Source organism: Paenibacillus rhizovicinus (assembly GCF_010365285.1).
GTDB lineage: Bacteria > Bacillota > Bacilli > Paenibacillales > Paenibacillaceae > Paenibacillus_Z > Paenibacillus_Z rhizovicinus.
The window spans coordinates 266,942-286,587 of sequence record NZ_CP048286.1 but is presented as its reverse complement, the minus strand read 5'-3'; the positions used below and the strand labels follow the sequence as shown (position 1 = coordinate 286,587).

At 47.9% G+C, this 19,646-nt stretch carries 18 protein-coding genes; 12 read left to right on the top strand and 6 right to left on the bottom strand.

The window, feature by feature from the left end:
* Positions 1-170: 170 nt before the first annotated feature.
* A complete protein-coding gene (locus tag GZH47_RS01205) occupies positions 171-641 on the bottom strand; it encodes a WGxxGxxG family protein (protein ID WP_318653434.1) in 471 nt (156 codons plus the stop codon).
* A gap of 140 nt (positions 642-781) precedes the next feature.
* Between GZH47_RS01205 and GZH47_RS01200 the strand changes: the two genes are divergently transcribed.
* The 3 genes from GZH47_RS01200 (at position 782) to GZH47_RS01190 (ending at position 3,861) form a co-directional block, all read left to right on the top strand.
* Positions 782-1,336: a manganese efflux pump MntP gene (locus GZH47_RS01200; RefSeq protein WP_162638153.1), complete on the top strand. Its 555-nt coding sequence runs from the start codon at positions 782-784 to the stop codon at positions 1,334-1,336.
* Positions 1,337-1,664: 328 nt separating this feature from the next.
* On the top strand, positions 1,665-2,453 hold the full coding sequence (locus GZH47_RS01195) for a GNAT family N-acetyltransferase (RefSeq protein WP_225446313.1): 789 nt from the start codon (positions 1,665-1,667) through the stop codon (positions 2,451-2,453).
* Between the two features lie 193 nt (positions 2,454-2,646).
* Complete coding sequence (locus GZH47_RS01190) at positions 2,647-3,861, top strand: chromate transporter (RefSeq protein ID WP_162645015.1); 1,215 nt, start codon at positions 2,647-2,649, stop codon at positions 3,859-3,861.
* A gap of 73 nt (positions 3,862-3,934) precedes the next feature.
* Here GZH47_RS01190 and GZH47_RS01185 read toward each other — a convergent pair whose 3' ends face one another.
* From GZH47_RS01185 to GZH47_RS01175, 3 genes are read right to left on the bottom strand one after another with little or no spacing between them, the layout of a single operon-like run.
* Positions 3,935-4,861 carry an alpha/beta hydrolase family protein gene (locus tag GZH47_RS01185; protein ID WP_162638152.1) on the bottom strand — a complete coding sequence of 309 codons (927 nt, stop codon included), beginning with the start codon at positions 4,859-4,861 and terminating at the stop codon, positions 3,935-3,937.
* A 52-nt stretch (positions 4,862-4,913) separates the two neighbouring features.
* Entirely contained in the window at positions 4,914-6,155 is a 1,242-nt protein-coding gene (locus GZH47_RS01180) for a sensor histidine kinase (RefSeq protein WP_162638151.1), read from the bottom strand.
* Entirely contained in the window at positions 6,145-6,831 is a 687-nt protein-coding gene (locus GZH47_RS01175) for a response regulator transcription factor (RefSeq protein ID WP_162645014.1), read from the bottom strand. The genes GZH47_RS01180 and GZH47_RS01175 overlap by 11 nt, the downstream gene beginning before the upstream one ends.
* Positions 6,832-6,999: 168 nt before the next feature.
* Here GZH47_RS01175 and GZH47_RS01170 point away from each other — a divergent pair, with 168 nt between their 5' ends.
* The 8 genes from GZH47_RS01170 (at position 7,000) to GZH47_RS01135 (ending at position 12,701) form a co-directional block, all read left to right on the top strand.
* Positions 7,000-7,662 carry a hypothetical protein gene (locus tag GZH47_RS01170; protein ID WP_162638150.1) on the top strand — a complete coding sequence of 221 codons (663 nt, stop codon included), beginning with the start codon at positions 7,000-7,002 and terminating at the stop codon, positions 7,660-7,662.
* A gap of 367 nt (positions 7,663-8,029) precedes the next feature.
* Positions 8,030-8,764, top strand: a complete 735-nt coding sequence (locus GZH47_RS01165) for a YheC/YheD family protein (RefSeq protein ID WP_162638149.1) — start codon at positions 8,030-8,032, stop codon at positions 8,762-8,764.
* Positions 8,765-9,069: 305 nt separating this feature from the next.
* A complete protein-coding gene (locus tag GZH47_RS01160) occupies positions 9,070-9,849 on the top strand; it encodes a sulfite exporter TauE/SafE family protein (RefSeq protein WP_162638148.1) in 780 nt (259 codons plus the stop codon).
* Between the two features lie 18 nt (positions 9,850-9,867).
* Positions 9,868-10,440 carry a sulfurtransferase TusA family protein gene (locus tag GZH47_RS01155; RefSeq protein WP_162638147.1) on the top strand — a complete coding sequence of 191 codons (573 nt, stop codon included), beginning with the start codon at positions 9,868-9,870 and terminating at the stop codon, positions 10,438-10,440.
* A gap of 19 nt (positions 10,441-10,459) precedes the next feature.
* Positions 10,460-11,596 (top strand): MBL fold metallo-hydrolase, encoded by a 1,137-nt coding sequence (locus GZH47_RS01150; RefSeq protein WP_225446614.1) that lies wholly within the window; start codon positions 10,460-10,462, stop codon positions 11,594-11,596.
* 12 nt (positions 11,597-11,608) lie between these two features.
* Positions 11,609-11,836 carry a sulfurtransferase TusA family protein gene (locus tag GZH47_RS01145; protein ID WP_162638145.1) on the top strand — a complete coding sequence of 76 codons (228 nt, stop codon included), beginning with the start codon at positions 11,609-11,611 and terminating at the stop codon, positions 11,834-11,836.
* 70 nt (positions 11,837-11,906) lie between these two features.
* Entirely contained in the window at positions 11,907-12,389 is a 483-nt protein-coding gene (locus GZH47_RS01140; RefSeq protein ID WP_162638144.1) for a DsrE/DsrF/DrsH-like family protein, read from the top strand.
* 51 nt (positions 12,390-12,440) lie between these two features.
* Complete coding sequence (locus GZH47_RS01135; RefSeq protein WP_162638143.1) at positions 12,441-12,701, top strand: metal-sensitive transcriptional regulator; 261 nt, start codon at positions 12,441-12,443, stop codon at positions 12,699-12,701.
* Between the two features lie 431 nt (positions 12,702-13,132).
* Here the strand turns inward: GZH47_RS01135 and GZH47_RS01130 are convergent, their stop codons facing one another.
* Together GZH47_RS01130 and mprF are read right to left on the bottom strand one after the other, a co-directional pair.
* Positions 13,133-13,630, bottom strand: coding sequence for a ferritin family protein (locus GZH47_RS01130; RefSeq protein ID WP_162638142.1), 498 nt, complete (start codon positions 13,628-13,630; stop codon positions 13,133-13,135).
* Positions 13,631-13,706: 76 nt separating this feature from the next.
* On the bottom strand, positions 13,707-16,346 hold the full coding sequence (gene mprF / locus GZH47_RS01125) for a bifunctional lysylphosphatidylglycerol flippase/synthetase MprF (protein WP_162638141.1): 2,640 nt from the start codon (positions 16,344-16,346) through the stop codon (positions 13,707-13,709).
* A 156-nt stretch (positions 16,347-16,502) separates the two neighbouring features.
* On the opposite strand from mprF, the gene GZH47_RS01120 reads away from it, so the two are divergent.
* A complete protein-coding gene (locus GZH47_RS01120) occupies positions 16,503-19,610 on the top strand; it encodes an efflux RND transporter permease subunit (protein ID WP_162638140.1) in 3,108 nt (1,035 codons plus the stop codon).
* The last annotated feature ends 36 nt before the right edge of the window (positions 19,611-19,646 follow it).

The window sequence follows — 19,646 nt, the reverse complement described above, 5'->3', positions numbered from 1 at the left end:
GCTTCACCCACATCGCGGATACCTCCCTTCGGCGGATAGCGGCAGGCAACTTAATGTAGTATATGTCGGATTCGGGATGTCCAAGAATCAAAAAAAACGATACGGGAACCCCCTCCGGCACCGGGAAGGGTAGTCGTATCGTTCGTTCGGTTGTTACATGGCGTCCCTGATTAATTATGGCGTTCCGGGTTACGGTTGCGATTGCCGAATAGCCCAACCAGCCCAAGCAAACCGAGCCAGCCCCAATTCCCCCAATTTTTACCATTATCGGTCGTTGCCGACATGGCGCGATACCCGTCGTTCGATGCGACCGATTGGGTGCGGTACATATGATCGCGGTTCGCCGTGCCGATCGGGTTCCCGTTTACGTCCCAGAATTGGCTGCCTGTCCCCGTTCCATAGACGCTGACTTCTTTGTTGGCGTTCGCGTTCGTTCTTGGCGTTTCGTCCGGTAAGCCGTACATTTTCAAATTGTAGCTTTTTGCGGACATACCTTCATTGGCGCCGTGCGTACCCGTGCCCATTCCGCTCCCGAGTCCGCCGTTTCCGCCGTTTGCCGTCCCCGAATAGGCAGAGGCAGAAGTAGCAAGCATCAACGTCACAATCGCCATACTCAATCCGCACAAAATCTTGGTTATCATCATAAGCACCAGCCTTTAATGGATGTTTTTAAATCTTTTCGTTAGGTTCTCACGACGGCGGCGATCTTATTCCGCGCTTGTACTATGAAGATATCCTGTCGAATAAATTGAGGAATAAGGAACGGAAGAAGGAGAATGCGATGATGGAAACGTTATTCGTCTGGGCCTTGACCTTGTCGCTCGGTTTCGACGCGCTAATCGTATCGGCTTCGTTGGGCTTAAGGAAAGAACCGCGCGACAGGATGAAGATCGCGCTGCTATTCGCTGCGACCGAAGCCCTCATGCCGATTGCCGGAATGATTATCGGAGGAGCGCTCGGACATTTTTTCGATGGTGCGATATCCGCGATTGGCGCGTTATTGTTAATCGGCGTGGCGATCTATTTTCTGCTGTTCGACGGGGACGAGGACGAAAGCAAAGCACTTGATCAGCCGCTGGCCAGATGGGCGTTATTATCGGTGGCTATCGGCATTAGCCTGGACGAGCTTGCGGTTGGTTTTACCGCCGGATTGATGCAATTGCCGATCGTGCTTACGATCCTGCTGATCGCGGCCCAATCCTTCGCGTTCTCCATGATCGGCATAACATTCGGCGCCAAAATAAAACGTTTCCTCGGAGAGTGGGCAGAGAAAATATCAGGCATCGTACTGGGACTCCTGGGCGTGTGGATGCTTATCGAGAGCATTGCCCTCTAAATTCGTCCACTTCCGGCACGGAACCATTAACGACAACGCCTACTTTATACGGCGATATCGGACTTCGAACGGTTAACGCGTTAGGGACTCCGAACGTAAACGATATTCGAATCCAACTCTGGGGCATGGTAGGGGTCTTTAGAAGCCAAGCAAATACAGTCGACATCTTTATTGAACGAGGGGGCACCGGCGTCTTCGGTACAGGAATTTTCATCTTCTCGTCGAATATTGAATGATCTGCTGGCACGTCTTAACTAGCAGCGATGGAATTAAACGTGCTGCCGGAACGCAGAGCGTAACAGAGATAGGCAAAGGAGTGCGCCGAGACATGAACGAATTTGCGAGATCCGACATCCTGGCGGGCCTGGATGCGGAGCGCCGTGCGACGGGCGCGCTGTCTGCCGGCGGCGACGCAGTCGTCGAGCGTTCCGAGAACGGATCGGACTGCAGGATCGTGATCGCCAATTGCCCACCGGAGGAAATCGATGGACTGATCTGCCGGGAACGAGATTCCGCTGCAGCCGGCGGTTATACCCTTGAGTGGAAGCACTACGGCCACGATGCTCCCGAAGACCTGCCAGAGCGGCTCGTCGCCGCAGGGTTCGTGCCCGCCGACGAGGAGGAAGTGCTGGTTCTGGCGCTGGACGAGGCATCGCTTGCCGCCTTCGATGACGCCGGAAGGCACGAGATCAAGATCGTTCGGGACGAAGGCAGCCTAGCGGACTACGCCGAGATTTCCCGCGAGATTGGCAGGAGAAACGCGGAGGAAGAGCGGCTCGCGCTGGCTCTGCAAGTACAAGCGGGCACGGACGAGATGAGCATCCACATCGCTTACGCGGACGGCGAGCCCGTCGCCTGCGGGCGGGTTTATTTCCGAGACGGCGGCACGTACGCCGAATTATCCGGGGGCCGCACCAAGACCGCCCACCGGCGGCAAGGCCACTTCACTTCGCTGGTCGCATCGAGGCTGCGGGAATCCCGCGATCGTGGCCGGACGCATGCATTCGTCGATGCGCTGCCAACATCCGCGCCGATTCTGCGCAAGCTCGGCTTCCAGTTCGTGACACGGACGCGGCCGTTCGTGTTCGTTTCGGATTCGCATGGAATTGACGGATGACAGGAACATATCTGCTTAGATAGCCGTCATAAGTCAGAGACATTTCGGCTGCCATTTTCCAGATAACGAATTTTTCGGCAGTAATACGAGCTGATTTACAATTTTTTCACAATACTCCCGTAACTGAAGGTGTTACGATACCTTTATCTCTGGTGCACACGATGGAAGAATAGAAGGGAGAACAAGCTTGAATATGGATCGCACAAACGCACGGAATCCGTACCTATCGAAAGCGAATCTACGGACGTTGCTGGAAGTAGGGATGGTCTCGACGAAGTTAGGGCTGACTTCTTTCGGAGGCCCTATTGCTCACCTTGTTTATTTTCAGAACGAATATATTAAGAAGAGGAAGTGGATGGACGAACGAGCCTATGCGGAACTCGTGGCGCTATGTCAGTTTTTGCCCGGACCTTCAAGCAGTCAAGTAGGAATGGGGATCGGAATTATTCGAGCCGGTATAACCGGCGGAGCGATCGCTTGGCTCGGGTTTACCCTTCCCTCCGTTATTGCGCTCCTTCTATTTGCTTTGTTATTACAAGGGTTTGATATTGGTAATGCAGGCTGGGTGCACGGATTGAAGATTGTGGCCGTCTCCATCGTGGCCCAAGGCGTCTACGGCATGGGGAAAACGTTAACGCCGGATCGAAACAGAGCGAGTATAGCCATTGGTACGATGGTCTTAACCTTGCTGCTGCCTGCGGCGTTAAGTCAGGTCATGCTGATCGTATTCGCAGCTTTAATCGGCATCTTGCTCTATCGTCATAAAGAAGCGCCTGCAGCATCGGAGTTGGTTATTCCAGTGAATAAAGGGGTAGCCGCCGGTTGTTTGATTCTGTTTCTCGGCCTATTAGCCGGTCTGCCATTGTTGAATCGATTGACCGATAATCCTTGGCTTGCAATTGCCGATAGCTTTTATCGGTCGGGTGCACTCGTATTCGGAGGCGGGCATGTGGTGCTGCCACTACTTGAGAAGGAAGTCGTTCCTGCAGGCTGGATCAGTAAACAAGACTTTCTAGCCGGTTATGGCGCGGCACAAGCCGTACCCGGCCCATTATTTACATTCGCAACATACCTTGGGGCTATGATTCGGGGAGTTTGGGGCGCCGTGCTCGCTACGATCGCTATATTTCTGCCGGCGTTTCTTCTCATTGTCGGAGCATTGCCTTTCTGGAATCGCATACGTGGGAGCGCTAATATGCGAGGTGCGCTGACAGGCGTCAATGCAGCGGTCGTGGGTATTCTGCTAGCGGCGTTGTATAACCCGATTTGGACTTCGGCGATCCTTTCGACAGAAGACTTTGTGCTTGCCGTCGTTTTATTCGGCATGTTGGTGTTTTGGAAGCTGCCTCCATGGCTGATCGTAATCGCAGGGATCGTAGGAGGGAGTCTAATTTCGTATATTCAGTAGGCTATGTGAAAAATTAATGTTGTTTTAACCAAAAGAAAAACCGCCCCGTTAAAGGGCGGTTTTTCCTTGGTTATTATTGTGCCAATATCCATTCTGCGATATCCGTTAACACAGTCCCGTCCACGGTTTGTGGAATGTTATATTCATTCCAAATGTCTTTTAACGTACCAAACGCGGCTTTCATAAAGAGATGGTTCAAACCGGGATAAAGCTTGAATGTGACATCGGGATGGTCGTTCAACAGCTCCCGGTAGCGATTGAAATCTTTTTCAACCGATACCTGTACATCCTTATCGCCCTGTGCGATAAAAATCGGTTTTTTGTTTTGAGCTATATAATTCTTAAGGGGATGTTGATTCATTTCCTTGAAATACCAAGCATAAACGGAGCCAAACAAAATGGTCTGCTGCGCAACCTCGACCGTCATTTCAGGTATAGCATCGAACTTGGTTTGCAAATCTTTTACCTGCGCCAAGGCTATTTGTTGCTGGGACGCATCCAGCTGTTTGATTGCATCTTCATTTTGGTTGAGGATAACTTCATCCAGCGTTCGCGGTGTGCCGGCTAGGATGATGAATCCTGCCACGTCTTCGCCTTCCGCATCCATTCTTGGCGCAAGTGCCCCGCCTAAACTGTGTCCGATAATGAAAATTCGGTTTGCATCTACCCGGGGATCGTTTTTTAGCAACTTGACAGCTGCAACCGCGTCCTCTAAGACCTCTTCTTTGACCGAAAGTTTGCCGCCGAGTTCTTGAACCATCTGCTTGCCATAAGCGAAGGTGCGCTTGTCGTATCGAATCGAAGCAATCCCTCGCTTTGCAAGTCCATCCGCAAGGTCTCGAAAAACCTTGTTTGCGCCAATGGTTTCATCTTTATCCAAAGTGCCGGAACCGTGTACCAACACAACTGCTGGAGCTTTTTCAATCTGAGAATCAGGCAGCGTTAGAATTCCTTCCAAGGGATAGGCGGGGTTGGCCGCAACCGTAATCTGTTCTATCATTTTTTAACCTCCAATTGAACTGAATGGCACGGATTTAACAAAGCCATTCCGTTTACTTTCTAGGTAAAAACAGCTCTACGCTGGTGCCTAGGTTTACAGTCGAGTCGATTCGGATCATCCCGCCATGCGCATTTACGATCCATTTTGCGATGGACAGACCTAGCCCTGTTCCTCCTTCGGCTCTGGATCGGGCTTTGTCCCCGCGATAAAACCGGTCGAATACATAAGGGAGATCCGCCTCTGCTATGCCGCAGCCATTGTCTTTAACGCAAATATATACGAAATCGGAGCGATATCGCCCGATGATTTCGATATGCCCATACGGAGGCGTGAATTTAAGCGCATTATCCAACAGGATGATCAGGAGCTGGCGAATCCGCCCTTCGTCCCCGACCAAGGACAGGGGAGTTTGAAGATCGCTGCCGATATCGATTTCTTTCGTAACGGACAATAACCGGAAATGTTCGATCAATTCTTGTAATACAACATCCAAGGCGATGACAGACCGTTGAAGTTGTAACTGGTTAGAGTCGGTACGGGCAAGAGTCAACAAGTCGCTCAGAAGTCTGTTCATCCGTTTGCTTTCTTTTAATATGACTGCAATATGCGGGCTTTCCTGTTCGATCGAATGAGAGGGATGGCGAAGAAGAAGCTCAGTCTGGGCAAGAATGACAGCGGTCGGCGTACGTAGTTCATGAGAAGCATCCGCAACGAATCGCTGTTGATTTTCCCAGGAATTTCGAATCGGGACTAGCGCCCGACCGGCTAGAAATATCCCGCTGAAGATGGAAATGACCACGCCTGCGATGATGGCTAACGAGATATCCCACATCAAGGAATGGAGCGTGCTCTTGGCATCTTCGAGGCTCCTTACGATTCCGATGGAGACAATGGTCTCCTGCTTTTGCATGGCCGGAAATTGTAAGACCCTATAGGTTCGTTTGTCTGCATTCACCGTTCGCAGCTCCGACGTAGTCGATGAAAGTTTAAAATGATATGTAATATCCGGAGAGAAGGATTGCACAGGTAATTGCCCAATCAGGTTGCCCTCCGCATTCCAGAATAAGTACGTTGTCGTTTCGTCTTGATTAGGATCCGACCGGCCAGTTCGGAGCATTTCCGGGAGGTTCTGAAAGGATTGGACTCGTCTTTCCGCCATTTTCAAGATTTCGTCAGTATCATGGTATAACCGATAGTGCATATGAAAATAAATGAGTGAGCTTAGCATCGTGAGTGCTAGCAGGATCACCGCGGCATTAAGAACGACTAATCGTCTGCGAACGTTATTGAACATCGGTGTCTCCTTTAACAAGATAACCAATCCCTCGCACTGTCTGAAGGATGTTGCCGGCGCCGACTGCGCTGAGCTTCTTGCGTAAAAGGTGCACGTATACATCGACTGCCGTCGTGGCTGATCCCGAATCGAACCCCCAAATGCGATCGAAGATCTGTTCACGGGTTAGAATCTGATTCTTATGGCCCAGGAAAAACTCAAGCAGTTTATACTCCGTGGCTGTCAGGAGCAGCGGGGTATCTCCGTTAAACGCCTCTCGGGCAGAAGGAACGATTCGAATAACTCCGCATGTCATCTCCCCTTCAAGACCGATGGTGCCTTTCCTTCTTAGAACAGCTCGTGCCCGCGCCAACAATTCCGATACAGCGAACGGCTTTGTTAGATAGTCATCGGCTCCCGCGTCCAAGCCCGCAACGCGATCATTAATGGCGTCTCTGGCCGTCAATAAAATAATCGGGACGCGTATCGATTTGGCTCTTAATTTACTTATGATTTCAAGGCCGCTCATCCCGGGCAGCATCACATCCAGAACGATCAAATCATGAATCGCTTGTTCAGCCAAGAAATAACCCTCGTCACCAGTCTCCGCACCGTCCGTCAAAAAAGATTCACCTTCGAAAACGTCACGGATAATCCGGAGGAGCGTAGCATCGTCTTCGACTACGAGCATGCGCATATCGTTCACTGCCTTTCGCCTGGATGTACATGTATGAACCATGATCGATTTAAAGCGAATTTTAATATTCCTCCATTATACTGTTGTCTGAAACGGAGTCAAAGCCATTCCTGGATGAACCGTCATTCCACAAGCCATGAACCTCAAAAAACGTTACGGGAGATTATTATGAGCAAAAGCAAAAAGGTTTGGATTCCAGCATTTATAGCGGTTGTAACAGCTCTGATTCTTGTCGTTATCTATTCCAATGTTGAACTCTCGCACCGAGGAGAAGCGCTTCACGCTCGTCCGCATGGCGTAGATCAAGGAGCGTTGCGTGAAAGTACGCATCGTCCTGCTGAAGGCGAAGGTCGATATGGCGGTTATTTTTCGACGTTAGGCACAGTCGCCCTGTATTCGGGGGCTGCCGGCTTTTCGTGGATTTGGTTCAAGAGGAAGCAGAAGTCGCCATTAATATGGATCCGGAAAGTCGGAAAGCTGCTTCATGCCATGCATAAATCGTTAGGTTGGTTTACCCTCATCATCATAGCCATTCATGGGATCTATTTTCTGTTTACGAAGATTCATGACAACAAGATTTATTCCGGTTTGGCTAGTTTTACAATTTTGCTTGCGTTAGCCGGGTATGGTTATTTTATCAATAAGGTCAGGAACAAATGGATGCGCGTCGTGCATCGTTCGCTCGGGATGATCTGGGTTCCGGTCCTGTTCCTGCATGCGGGAGGATCTACAATTATTGCTGTCGTCTCGAGCCTGGCCGTAGGAGGACTCGTCTGGGTCTTCGAAAGATCTGCAGGAAAAGATAAAAAGCCGGTTCCAGGGGATCGCTGATGGGGGATAGATTATGCAGAAGATATCGGTTCAAATCTTTTGTCCTTTATGTAAACAGATTAAATGGATCACGGCTTTCCCTGGCCAATTTAAAAATGCGGGTTCAGAGAAGTTCACCGTGAAAGTTTGTTTCGATTGTGAAGAGGAGATCATCCAGAGTATGGAAGGGAATAACAAAAATGAATGAAATCATTCAAACGGCATTTTTTGTTCTTCTTTGATAAACAGATCGTCCGATATTCTTAAATTTATAATTATTAAGCAAAAGTCCAGTTTTAAAACGAGTAAGCTGAATAAATTGTTGCAGGAATTCAGTCACCTAATATCAAGTCAGGGGCATGACATGTTATAGAATAGGAGATGAGAAATGTCACGACACGTATATAGTAAGTGGGTTAAAACAGAGGCAATACGCAAATATGCAGCAATCGAAGATCATGTGCCCGATACGCGCAGAATGACTAAGTCGTCGTTATTCAATAAGTTGAAACGCTATAATATGGTATATGTTAAGCCCGAAATTGGAACGTTCGGAAATGGTGTTATGCGGGTTGAGTGCAGGTCAGGTGGTTATAAGTTTCAAAAAGGGGCAAAGATCCATACATTCGTAAGCTACGATGCTATGTATAAATCCATTTTACGTCACACTGGCGGAAAGCGGTACTTGGTGCAGAAGGGCATTCATCTGCTCAAGCATCAAGGGGGGAGATTTGACCTTCGTGTCATGGTTCAATATTCTCCAGATCGAAGGTGGAAGACAACGGGGATTATTGGCAGGGTTGCAGCCAAAAACAAAATCGTGACTAATTTCCATAATGGCGGAAGGTTAGTCCAGGCAAACCGGTTATTGACTCCGCATACGAGTAAACCAAAAAGCTTGTTGAAATCTCTCTCGAAACTAGGCGTTCGAGTCGGGAGAGCGATGAAATCTGCATTTCCGGGCGTTTACGTTATCGGGCTTGATGTGGCGCTGGATAAAACCTTGCATCCCTGGATACTTGAAGTGAATACGAGTCCTGATCCGTATATCTTCAAGAAACACGAGGATCCAAAAGTGTTTAAGACGATCATGAGATATGCACGATCCTATCCAAAGAGGTAAGGGAGTCCTTTCCATTCAGGTAGTGGCTATAAAAGAAGCCCGGCGATTTGAGATCGTCCGGGCTTTTGTACGAGGCGGATAGGTGTGAGCGACGATGACCGAGTTTATGACTTTCTCATCGCGTAGTGTTGACTAAAAAGCAAAAGTTTATTATATTATTGTCATACCTATACGGGTATGTGTATAAAACGAAAAGGAGGTATTCAAAGTCTTTGATCGAAATCCGGAAATTTTTTTTGCTTAAAATCATACCCCGTGGGGTATGCAAGGTGCGAGCATTTTAAATTTAGAAAGGCAGGAGCCCCATGGATTTGGCGTGGATTATGACGATATTCGTTATTGGCTTCTTGGGCTCATTCATTTCCGGTATGGTGGGGATCGGCGGTTCAATTATTAACTACCCGATGCTGCTCTTTATTCCATCAGCTCTCGGATTTACGGCTTTTACCGTGCAGGAAGTAACAGCAATCAGCGCAGTTCAAGTTTTCTTCGCAAGTTTCATGGGAATGCTCGTCTTCCGAAAGGGAGGGCTTGTCAATAAAACCTTAGTTCTTTACATGGGCATTGCCATAATCACTGGAAGCTTCTTAGGAAGCTTTGTCTCTAATACACTACCAAGTTCCGTAATCAATATCGTATATGCCATTTTAGCTCTGATTGCGGCTGTTATGATGTTTCTGCCGAAAAAAGGGATTGACGCACAAGATGTAAACCAATTGACATTTAAAAAACCTCTAGCCATTACGTTAGCTTTAATAATCGGTACGGCTTCTGGAATCGTAGGGGCTGCTGGCGCATTCATAACGGTCCCTGTCATGCTTGTCGTACTTAAAATCCCGACAAGGGTTGCAATTGCTTCTTCGCTCGCAATTACATTTGTTTCTTCAATTGGATCAACGACGGGAAAACTAATGGGTGGACATATGTTATTGTTACCATCTTTAGTCCTGATTATTGCCAGCACTATTGCGTCACCAATTGGAGCGAAAATAAGTAAAAATATCAACACCAAGATTCTTCAATGGATCTTGGCCGGATTAATCACAGCTACCGTCATGAAAATTTGGATTTCAATCTTATTTTAATTTGAGGAGGACAACTGAATGCCTACTTTGAAAGTCGACCGAACATTGGAATGCGAAGGTCTGGCATGTCCGCTGCCGGTGGTTCGTACTAAGCAAGCGATGGAAGAGATGAAAACAGGTGAAGTGTTAGAAGTACGCGCAACTGACAGCGGTTCTGTAGCTGATCTGCAAAGCTGGACAAAGCGCACCGGCCAGCAATATATCGGATTGAAGGAAGATAACGGCGTTTTCCGACATTACATCCGTAAATCGGATCCAACAGAAACCAAGGAAGAACGTAAATTTCCGCATACGATTTACAATGAGGAACTCCGAAAAAAACTTTCAGAGGGTAAAGCGTTAAACATTATAGATGTGCGTGAGCCAGCTGAGTATGCTTTCTGTCGGATACCTGGAGCTATGTCTGTCCCATTGGGAGACCTTGAAGGGCGGATCGATGAGCTTGATCCAAGTCAGGAATATGTTCTAGTTTGCCGCAGCGGTAACCGCAGTGATATTGCTTGCCACTATTTAATGGAGAATGGCTTTATGCAAGTGATAAATGCTGTTCAAGGGATGAATGAATGGACAGGAGAAATCGAAAAGGACTAGGGGGATGGAAATGACAGCTATGGAGACCCAGAAAGTATCCGCAAAAGTTCTTACAAAAATGATTCTTAACAAAGAAGATTTGTTTATCCTGGATGTTCGAAACGAGTCGGATTTTAGTGATTGGAAAATTGATGGCATCAACGTAGAGATCGTCAATATTCCTTACTTTGATTTATTGGATGATATTACTCCTGCATTGGATAAAATCCCAGCCGGTAAGCCGGTTGTAGTGGTATGTGCTAAAGAGGGCTCGTCCATTTTTGTTGCTGAACAACTCGCTGAAGCTGGTTTAAACCGCGTTTCCTATCTTGAAGGCGGTATGAAATCGTGGAGCGAATACCTAGAGCCTGTTAAGGTAGCTGATCTGTCCGGTGGAGGCGAGCTTTATCAATTTGTGCGTATCGGAAAAGGCTGCTTGTCTTATATGGTGCTCTCGAACGGGGAAGCAGCACTTATCGATACTAGCCGCATGATTGATCAATATGAGCGATTTATGCAAGAAAATAGCGTAAAGCTCGTTCACGCGATCGATACTCATCTTCACGCTGATCACATCTCTGGAGGTAGAGCACTGGCTCAGATGTACGCGGCTTCTTATCATTTGCCGCCAAAAGATGCAAAGGAAGTAACGTTTGAGTATGAAGAACTGGCGGAGGGCAAAGACATTACGGTCGGTCAAGAAACCATTAAGGTACAGCCTATCTATACACCGGGACACACCATAGGATCGACATCCTTCATTATAGATAATAAGTATATCTTGACTGGAGATATTCTCTTCATCGAGTCGATTGGCCGTCCCGATTTGGCAGGACTTGCGGAAGATTGGGCAGGAGATCTTCGTGATACCCTGTACAGCCGCTATAAAGAACTTTCTGAAGAATTGATTGTACTTCCTGCTCATTTCGGAAAAGTAACCGAACTTGGCAAAGGCGGACTTGTATCCGGTCGCTTAGGTACCCTATATAGCGAAAATCCAGGACTGAATATAGAAGATGAGAGCGAATTCCGCCGAACAGTATCTGAAAACTTGCCGCCTCAACCGAATTCATACCAAGAGATTCGTAAAGCCAATATGGGAAAAATAGCTCCAACTGTAGAAGAACAGCGTGAAATGGAAATTGGCCCGAACCGCTGTGCAGTTCACGATAAATAAGGAGGAAAAACAATGAACAGCGATAAAGTGTTGGACGCTAAAGGCATGGCTTGTCCATTGCCGATTGTAAGAACAAAAAAGTCGATTGACGGACTTCAATCAGGTCAAGTATTAGAAGTGCATGCGACGGATAAAGGTGCTAAAAACGATCTCGCGGCTTGGGCTAAAAGTACAGGACATGAATTATTAAGTGCTACAGAGGAAAACGGAGTATACAAGTTTTGGATTAAAAAAGCCTGAGTGCAATTTTTTTTGAACATATTGAATACCCATACTCGTATATGTAAAATGAAGAAGGGACGATAAACTCTTGACGGAAAACAAAGAAAAAACGACGATAGTTCTGTTTAGCGGAGAACTAGATAAAGCTATTGCAGCATTCATTATCGCTAACGGTGCGGCAGCATATGACCAAGAAGTAACCATTTTCTTCACATTCTGGGGACTGAACGCGCTTCGCAATGATGAACAAGCAGTAGTCAAAAAAGGGTTCCTGGAAACCATGTTTGCGAAAATGATGCCTCGCGGGCCCAATAAACTGGGTTTATCGAAAATGAATTTTGGCGGAATGGGACCTAAAATGATCAAGCATGTCATGAAGAAGCATAATGCGCTGTCACTCCCGGAACTTATTGAATTGGCGAAAGAGCAGGGAGTTAAATTAGTGGCGTGCACCATGACAATGGACTTGCTCGGTTTGCAGAAGGAAGAACTAATGGAAGGCATCGAATACGCAGGCGTCGCTGCATATTTGGGAGATGCCACGGATGCAAAAGTGAATTTATTTATTTAATGTGATCAATGATATAATACTCGCACCTTATTCGGATTCGGAGGTAATCCAATGCAATACGATGATGATGTAAAACGAAGATTAAAGCGAGTTGAAGGGCAGATACGCGGCGTTTTGAAAATGATGGAGGAAGAACAACACTGCAAGGATGTCGTAGCCCAGTTATCCGCCGTCAGAAGCGCAGCGGATAAAGCGATCGCTTACATCGTTGCAGTAAACCTGGAGCAGTGTATTACTGAGGAAAAAGAAGCTGGTGGAGATACTGGCAAACTGGTCAAACAAGCGGTGGAGTTATTGGTCAAAAGCCGCTAAATTCGTTCGAGATATTAAAAAATCATTAGCCTATCGGCTAATGATTTTTTTAATTCAAGTATTATTGGTGTTTAATTTTAATTACTTTATTGGAGCCTTGTAGTGCTCGACATATCCCTCTAATGCAGGAATAAATTCTTTTTCGTAATGTTCATTCGGACAGGACTTTACGATATGAGAAATAAACGAGTTAGATTTATCAGCGGAGAGGGTCTCGCCGCAGATCGGGCATTTTTCTTGAATTAATTTGCTTAAGAGTGACATAAACTCAAAACCTTTCAAATCCGACTTGTATACTGTGTATTATAATATGAGAATTGTTCTATAGTAAATAAACGTTTAAGGGACAGACAACTGAAAGTGCATGACCGCATCATTCAATCCGAACAAAACCCGGTTATTACGCCGGGTTTTGTTACGGCTCTGATATCTTAGTAGGACCACGTACCATGATTGAACCGGGTGTTTAAATTACGCAAAAGCAAATTGTTATACTTAGCAGCATGCTTCTGTTCATCAAGGATGATGCCGTACAAGGTATCCTTATAGATACCGTTCGGGAGTCCAAACCAGATCTTTCTATATTTCTCAACTGCGGCCAATTCGCCATCGAACGCTTTCTGCAAGCCGTCCATGTACGAGTTCACGATCGGATTTTCTTCGTTCAATGTCCCTGTGACTTCATAGCCGGTTAAATCTTTGTACATTTGCCTAAACATGCGATTATGACCCCGTTCATCGTCTCTTATCGAGGCGATGATGGCAGCTTGCTGCGCATTCGGAGCCATCTTGATCAACTGATCATAAAACAGTTCGTCACTTCGTTCTCCTTGTACAGACTCCTTAATCAGTTCAGCTGCTTGCTGGGGGGTGATGAGCCAGATGGGAACAAGAGACGGAGCTCTCCAATAAGGATTCACATAATTCATAACTTTCCTCCAAGGTCGGCAGATAGTAGGCACATGTCATCCTATTCACCACGCCTCAAAAGGTGAGAATAAACGATTAGGGCCGGCGTGCAATGAGCCGAACTAGCTCCAGCAACAGTATTGGCAACGATACCGATCGTGGATAGGCAAGATAACGCGGCTCCCAGACCGGATAGAACTTTTCTTTATATTTCCGAAGCCCCCTGAATCCATACCAGTAACCACCATGCTTAAAGACAGCATGCGCAATCTTTTCTTCCCGAATGGCCGCCTGAGCTTGTCCAACGCTGGAGAGAGGAGCCATCCCCAAGTTAAAGGTTTCAAACCCCTCGGTTTTAGCCCACTCCAACAAACAAACGAATAATTGATCCATCGTTCCGTTCGGCGTAGTCGGAAGATGACGCATGAGGTCGACTGATATACTTCTGTCATTGTCATAGCTAGGTGCTAGCGTTGCAAAAGCGATCATCTCCCCAGCGGGATCGGTCAAGCGAGCTACAGGAGACAACTGCAAGTAGGACTCGTCGAACCAACCAAGCGAGAAGCTCTTCTCTTTTTTTCCACTCAGCCATTTCTGTGAAATCGGGCGAAGCTTCTCCAGCAATTGATTGTCGTGAGGCGGCATGGACACTTCAAAATAAAAGCCTTCACGGTCAAATCTGTTCTTGACCGTTCGTAAGTTGGTCATCCGCTTTCCGCTAAGGGTAAATGCACCTAATGGAACCAATGCCTCTTCACCCAATTTGAAAAAACGATATCCGTTTTCATGATAAATGGGAAGGTAACTCGGAGAAACCTGATAAAAGACAACCGATAAATCGTACAGATCCGCAAAACGCTGACATTCTTGGATGGCCTCGCTAATCCGTTCTTTTGGTCCGATGGGGTCGCCGAGGACGACGAGTTTATTTCTAATAATGGAATAAGGAATCAACACACGTTCGTTGCATGCCCAGAAGAAATTCTTGTCACCGGCAAATAATACGTGCGTCAATAAGTTTCCTTGCTCGTGTTCCAGGAATAATCGCAATTTCTCTTGTTCTTCTCCGGAGGCTCCCTTGTTCACCAGGCGACTTGGCCGTAGCAGCAGAATGAGCGAAAGCAATAACCAAGCGAACACAATTCCGGTGATTGCTACAAGTCCGTTAAGCTTCGGGTTAATTAACCACGTTAATTTAGCTTCCGAAGTCGCCGGATGTGGCAGAGCAGGGTGGATTCCCGAAGCGATGAGATCGTAGACATAACCGAATACAAGCGTAAGCACCCCCCACAATGCTGCCCTTTTCCTACTGAAACTTGCGGATATTCTGTAAAACCGGTCCCGGGATATCCAAAGTAACAAGGCCACAATAAGCAAGAAGAGGGCTTCTTCGATATCGAATGCCTTGCTGAATGTAAATAAGGCACCAGCGCACAAAAGGACGAGCGTCAATTGATACGCGCGTTTTACCCGGTGAGAGATCCCCCAGGAAAGTACGATCAACAAGAGTCCGATGATGACGCTTAAGTGATGAGACAATCTCATAAGCGGAGCGGATAAGAGCTCGTCTGTAAGATGTAACCGATATAACAGGCCGGGCAAAGCTGCGGAGAGAAGCAGAACGAATCCGCTTGCGAAGACTAATTTGCCTAACGACCATACGCCAAGTTCTCCCACCAATTTAAACTGGTTAGGAAAGTGCCAAATTCGTTGCCAACTGTTCAAGCCGCTCTCGAAATTCTCGTCATCCGGATCGATCGTTTTATCGCGGTACATGGCGACGTCGGTTGCGGCGACAATAAGACCGATCATCCAGGGAAACAGATAATAGAGCAAACGGAAGAGAACGAGGACGGCAGCAGTCTTGTCGGCAGGATAACCAAGCTGTTGCAGCCCGAGCAGTGCGGTCAGATCGAAGCCGCCTATGCCGCCAGGAGCCATCGTGAGCAAGCCGGTAATCGCCGATACGGTATAGATTCCGAGCGCATCTGCCGGTGAGAGACCGGGAAGCAGACAAGTTCCAATAAGCCAGAAGCAGATTCCTGCGCACGCCCATTCCAGTAAGGACGCGCTGATCGAGGCCGTGATTGTAGCCCCGTTCATCCGCGGCAAATTTCGATTCAGCCATTTCGCATAGAACGCCGTGCGTTGCAGAACTACATAGGCAGGCAGATACAAAGCGGTTCCCCATACAGCGAATATCGTCCACGGATGGACGCGAATTACCATCTGCATGGGTAATATATCGAAAATGCCCGCCCAGGAGAGTAGGGAGAGACCGGTAATTGTAATAGTGGAGAGGAAAGCGATCGAAGCCGTAATCGTCTGCATCGGAACTTTGCGTTTTCGATAGAAGAACGTCCGGAATGCCGCTCCTGCGATTCCGGAGAATCCGATTACGCTATTGGACGTATTTGCGATCCATGCATAACGAAATGTGTCCCAGAGACTGATGGGGATTCGGAAATGACGCCGAAGCACAAAATCATAAACACTGACCGCAGCGACCGCAATCAGGGCAGTCCCGAACAGGAAAAGCACGGTCGCAGGTTGCATATGGTGAAGCGTGTGAAGGGTACCGGCCCAATCGATTCGTTGGAATTCGTTTTTACCCTCCCAGTAAATAAACGCAATCACGGCTGCCGGGATCAAGATTTGCAAGAGCTTGTAACGGTGAAGTATCGAGAATATCGGGCCGATCTTTGTGCGGTGAAGAACTCCTTGAAGACGATTCATTCTTAATTCAGAACTCCTTTATACAATATAAATCTACTCGAGACGATTGCAGGTCAACTCAAGACAGTATTCCCAGAATTTATTTTTTACTGTCGATGAACAATATAGCCCGGATCGAAGTCTTTCCCTATATAGACAGGAGAGGAGACTTCAATCATGAAACGAATGATCGAATCAGTCATGCAACGTTCGACCATTATTTTAGTTTGCGTCGTGCTTATATTAGGATGGGGGGCAGTCTCGGCTTTGCAAATGCAGAGAGACTACCTGCCTGGCATCAATAACACCACATTAATGGTGTCGCTACGTGCATCATCTTACCAGGCGGATCAAGTGAAGAAGGATATAACTGCACCTCTCGAGGATGCCATCCGTCAGACCAACGGAATAACCAACTTAGAGACAACCTCGTATGACGGCGGGGTATTGATGAATATCTACTACCCCATGGATTACGATATGAACAAAGCGGAGAACGCGCTCAAGCAGGCATTGAATGATGCCGTATTGCCCGACGGGGTCAATAAACCTGCCGTAACCCGATTAACGTCGAGCACGTTTCCGGTATTGAGCTACAGCCTGACAGCCAATAAAGGCAAAGTAGACGATCTAACGTTGCAATCCACCTTGCAAACCGACATCGTCAACCAATTGAAATCCGTTCCCGGCGTCTCGGATGTCCAAACCGTCGGCGGTGCAAATCGAGGCTATGTCGTCGTCCTGCGCATGAAAGATCTTGTGACGAATAACTTGACGCTCGACGATTTCAATAAATCCATCACGGCAGACGTACCGAGCCTGCAAGGGAACATTGCCAATGTGAAAGCTTCGTTCCCGATCCGAGTTGAAGGATGGAATCTCACGGAGCAGCAGCTGAACAATCTTTCGATTAAGAACAAAGACGGCAACAGTATCCCATTATCGGCGGTTGCTTCGGTTTCTCAATCCCTTACCGATGTGAAAACCGTCTCCAGAACGAATGGCAAAGCAAGCGTGATGATCAATGTGATCAAGACGCCTACGGCAACGATCACGGATGTCGCCAAACATGTGAAAGAACGCGTAGCCGGCATTTCGGCCGTTCAAAGCGGCGATGTCGCGATGACGCTTCAAACCGACCGCGCGCAGGATCTGAATGGTTCGCTAATGGGTCTGGTTCGTGAAGGGCTGCTGGGCTGCCTGTTCTCCATGCTCTGCGTATTGTTCTTCTTCAGAAATGTACGCTCTACGCTATTGATTGCAATTACGCTGCCAATTTCGCTGTTGGCTACGACTGCGATCTTGAAGTCGATGGGGGTTACGCTGAACATCTTGACCGTCTCTGGACTTATCGTTGCCATGGGACGAATCGTCGATGACGCGATCGTGATTTTGGACAACATGTATAGACGGGTACAGGAAAACAAAGACAAGCCGGTTCTGAGCGTGTTGTCCTCGTCGGTGGTCGAGATGCTTCCGGCCATCTTTGCTTCCACCGCTACCACGGTAGCCGTATATGTACCGATTGCCTTGGTCGGCGGAATCATCGGTGCGTCATACTCCGGCTTTGCCTGGTCGGTCGTTATTGCGCTAGGGGTTTCCTTCCTTGTCGCCATGCTGGTGATACCTGCATTCGCATATATGGGATGGAGAGAAGCGAAGGCGGAAGCGGTCACGCTCGAGCCGCTCATGAAACCTCTTCTTCAATCCGCATTGAAGCACAAACGAACCGTGATCGGCATCTCGCTGTTTCTGTTTATTGCCGCGGGGATATTCGCAACGCAGCTGCCGTTCAGCCTGCTGCCAAGCACGGCAAGCGGACAAATCGCCGTCAAAGTGGAACTTCCGAAAGGATCGCCGCTGTCCGAAGTGGACAAGGAAGTCAAGCGTGTAGAGGGCGTCTTACAGAACAATGCTAAGATCGCTTCGTATTCCGCTACGTTCGGTTCGACCTTCGCGCCAACGGCAGACGATGTGTTCGACCAAGGCGGAGGTTTCATTCAACAGCCGAACGTTGCGAATCTGTCCATCCTGTTGAACAACAAAAAGGATGTCACTGCCGTCATACCTGCATTGCAAACCGATTTGAATCAAGTGGCTGGTACCGCGGCGATTACGGTAACGAATCAGAACATCGCCGGCGATGATTCCACGATCAATATCATGTTAACCGGCGCCGATCAGCCTACGCTGGAAAACACGGCTCAGCAAGTCCGCGCCAAGCTGGTAACGATTCAAGGTTTGAGCGTGACCGGGAAGACGGATCTGACGAATGGAATACCGAAATATGCGATCACGATTGATAAAGATAAGGCGCTGCAAGACGGCATTCATCCCGACGATATCAATAAACTGTTGGCGCGTTATACGTCCAAAGCGAAAGACTTCGACATTTCAACGTCTACGGGCACGATTCCGGTCGACGTGTATATCGATTCCGTTAAATCAGGTGTTGCAAACGATCGTACGGTACCCGTGTATACCCCTGAACAAGTATTGGCCTCCATGGCGGCCGAAACTGTGACCGGAAGTAACGGGCAAACTTATCGTATGGACCAATTTGCATCGATTCAGAAAAGCAATGCGGTATCTTCCATTCAAGAACGCGACGGTCAACCGTTCTCCGTCGTGCAAGTTCAAATCACTTCCAGCGACATGAGCAAAGTGTCAAAAGAAGTCTCTAAGTCCTTGAAAGACATGAAGCTCCCGAATGGAGTCACGTATTCGCTTGGCGGCATCACTCAACAAGTGACGCAAATGATCATTGAAATTACGATCGCCGTCATTATTTCCATTCTGCTAGTGTTGCTCATCACCAGTTTTGTTTTCAAAGGCTGGAAAGCGCCGTTGGCCGTACTGATCAGCATTCCGCTGGCATTGTCAGGGGTCGTGCTTGCATTGTACGCCATTCATGGCCAATGGAATCTCGCCGCATTCATCGGCGTACTGATGCTTACGGGAATCGTCGTAACGAACGGAATCGTCCTTATCGATAAAATCGAACGCAATCGCAAGGAAGGCATGGGACTTCGGGAAGCCGTCATGCAAGGCAGCCTGTCCAGGGTTCGTCCGATATTCATGACAGCGGGCACGACTGTCCTGACTTTGATTCCGCTGGCGTTATCGCATAGCTCGGATACCGTCATCTCGCAAGTGCTTGGCATTGTGGTCATCGGCGGCATGATTACGTCCACGCTCAACAGTTTTGTCGTGATTCCGATTCTATACGAATGGATGCAAGGCAAGGCGGTACGTAACGCGGATGCAGCAAACCGGATGAACTAATCCGTTTGGGTGAAAACTACAGGAAGAGGAGGGGTT

What these genes read in the sequence shown, in the direction of transcription:
- GZH47_RS01205 (WP_318653434.1), bottom strand. Translation starts at nt 641, where the DNA reads ATGATAACCAAGATTTTGTGCGGATTGAGTATGGCGATTGTGACGTTG.
- GZH47_RS01200 (WP_162638153.1), top strand. Translation starts at nt 782, where the DNA reads ATGATGGAAACGTTATTCGTCTGGGCCTTGACCTTGTCGCTCGGTTTC.
- GZH47_RS01195 (WP_225446313.1), top strand. Translation starts at nt 1,665, where the DNA reads ATGAACGAATTTGCGAGATCCGACATCCTGGCGGGCCTGGATGCGGAG.
- GZH47_RS01190 (WP_162645015.1), top strand. Translation starts at nt 2,647, where the DNA reads ATGGATCGCACAAACGCACGGAATCCGTACCTATCGAAAGCGAATCTA.
- GZH47_RS01185 (WP_162638152.1), bottom strand. Translation starts at nt 4,861, where the DNA reads ATGATAGAACAGATTACGGTTGCGGCCAACCCCGCCTATCCCTTGGAA.
- GZH47_RS01180 (WP_162638151.1), bottom strand. Translation starts at nt 6,155, where the DNA reads ATGTTCAATAACGTTCGCAGACGATTAGTCGTTCTTAATGCCGCGGTG.
- GZH47_RS01175 (WP_162645014.1), bottom strand. Translation starts at nt 6,831, where the DNA reads ATGCGCATGCTCGTAGTCGAAGACGATGCTACGCTCCTCCGGATTATC.
- GZH47_RS01170 (WP_162638150.1), top strand. Translation starts at nt 7,000, where the DNA reads ATGAGCAAAAGCAAAAAGGTTTGGATTCCAGCATTTATAGCGGTTGTA.
- GZH47_RS01165 (WP_162638149.1), top strand. Translation starts at nt 8,030, where the DNA reads ATGTCACGACACGTATATAGTAAGTGGGTTAAAACAGAGGCAATACGC.
- GZH47_RS01160 (WP_162638148.1), top strand. Translation starts at nt 9,070, where the DNA reads ATGGATTTGGCGTGGATTATGACGATATTCGTTATTGGCTTCTTGGGC.
- GZH47_RS01155 (WP_162638147.1), top strand. Translation starts at nt 9,868, where the DNA reads ATGCCTACTTTGAAAGTCGACCGAACATTGGAATGCGAAGGTCTGGCA.
- GZH47_RS01150 (WP_225446614.1), top strand. Translation starts at nt 10,460, where the DNA reads ATGGAGACCCAGAAAGTATCCGCAAAAGTTCTTACAAAAATGATTCTT.
- GZH47_RS01145 (WP_162638145.1), top strand. Translation starts at nt 11,609, where the DNA reads ATGAACAGCGATAAAGTGTTGGACGCTAAAGGCATGGCTTGTCCATTG.
- GZH47_RS01135 (WP_162638143.1), top strand. Translation starts at nt 12,441, where the DNA reads ATGCAATACGATGATGATGTAAAACGAAGATTAAAGCGAGTTGAAGGG.
- GZH47_RS01130 (WP_162638142.1), bottom strand. Translation starts at nt 13,630, where the DNA reads ATGAATTATGTGAATCCTTATTGGAGAGCTCCGTCTCTTGTTCCCATC.
- mprF (WP_162638141.1), bottom strand. Translation starts at nt 16,346, where the DNA reads ATGAATCGTCTTCAAGGAGTTCTTCACCGCACAAAGATCGGCCCGATA.
- GZH47_RS01120 (WP_162638140.1), top strand. Translation starts at nt 16,503, where the DNA reads ATGAAACGAATGATCGAATCAGTCATGCAACGTTCGACCATTATTTTA.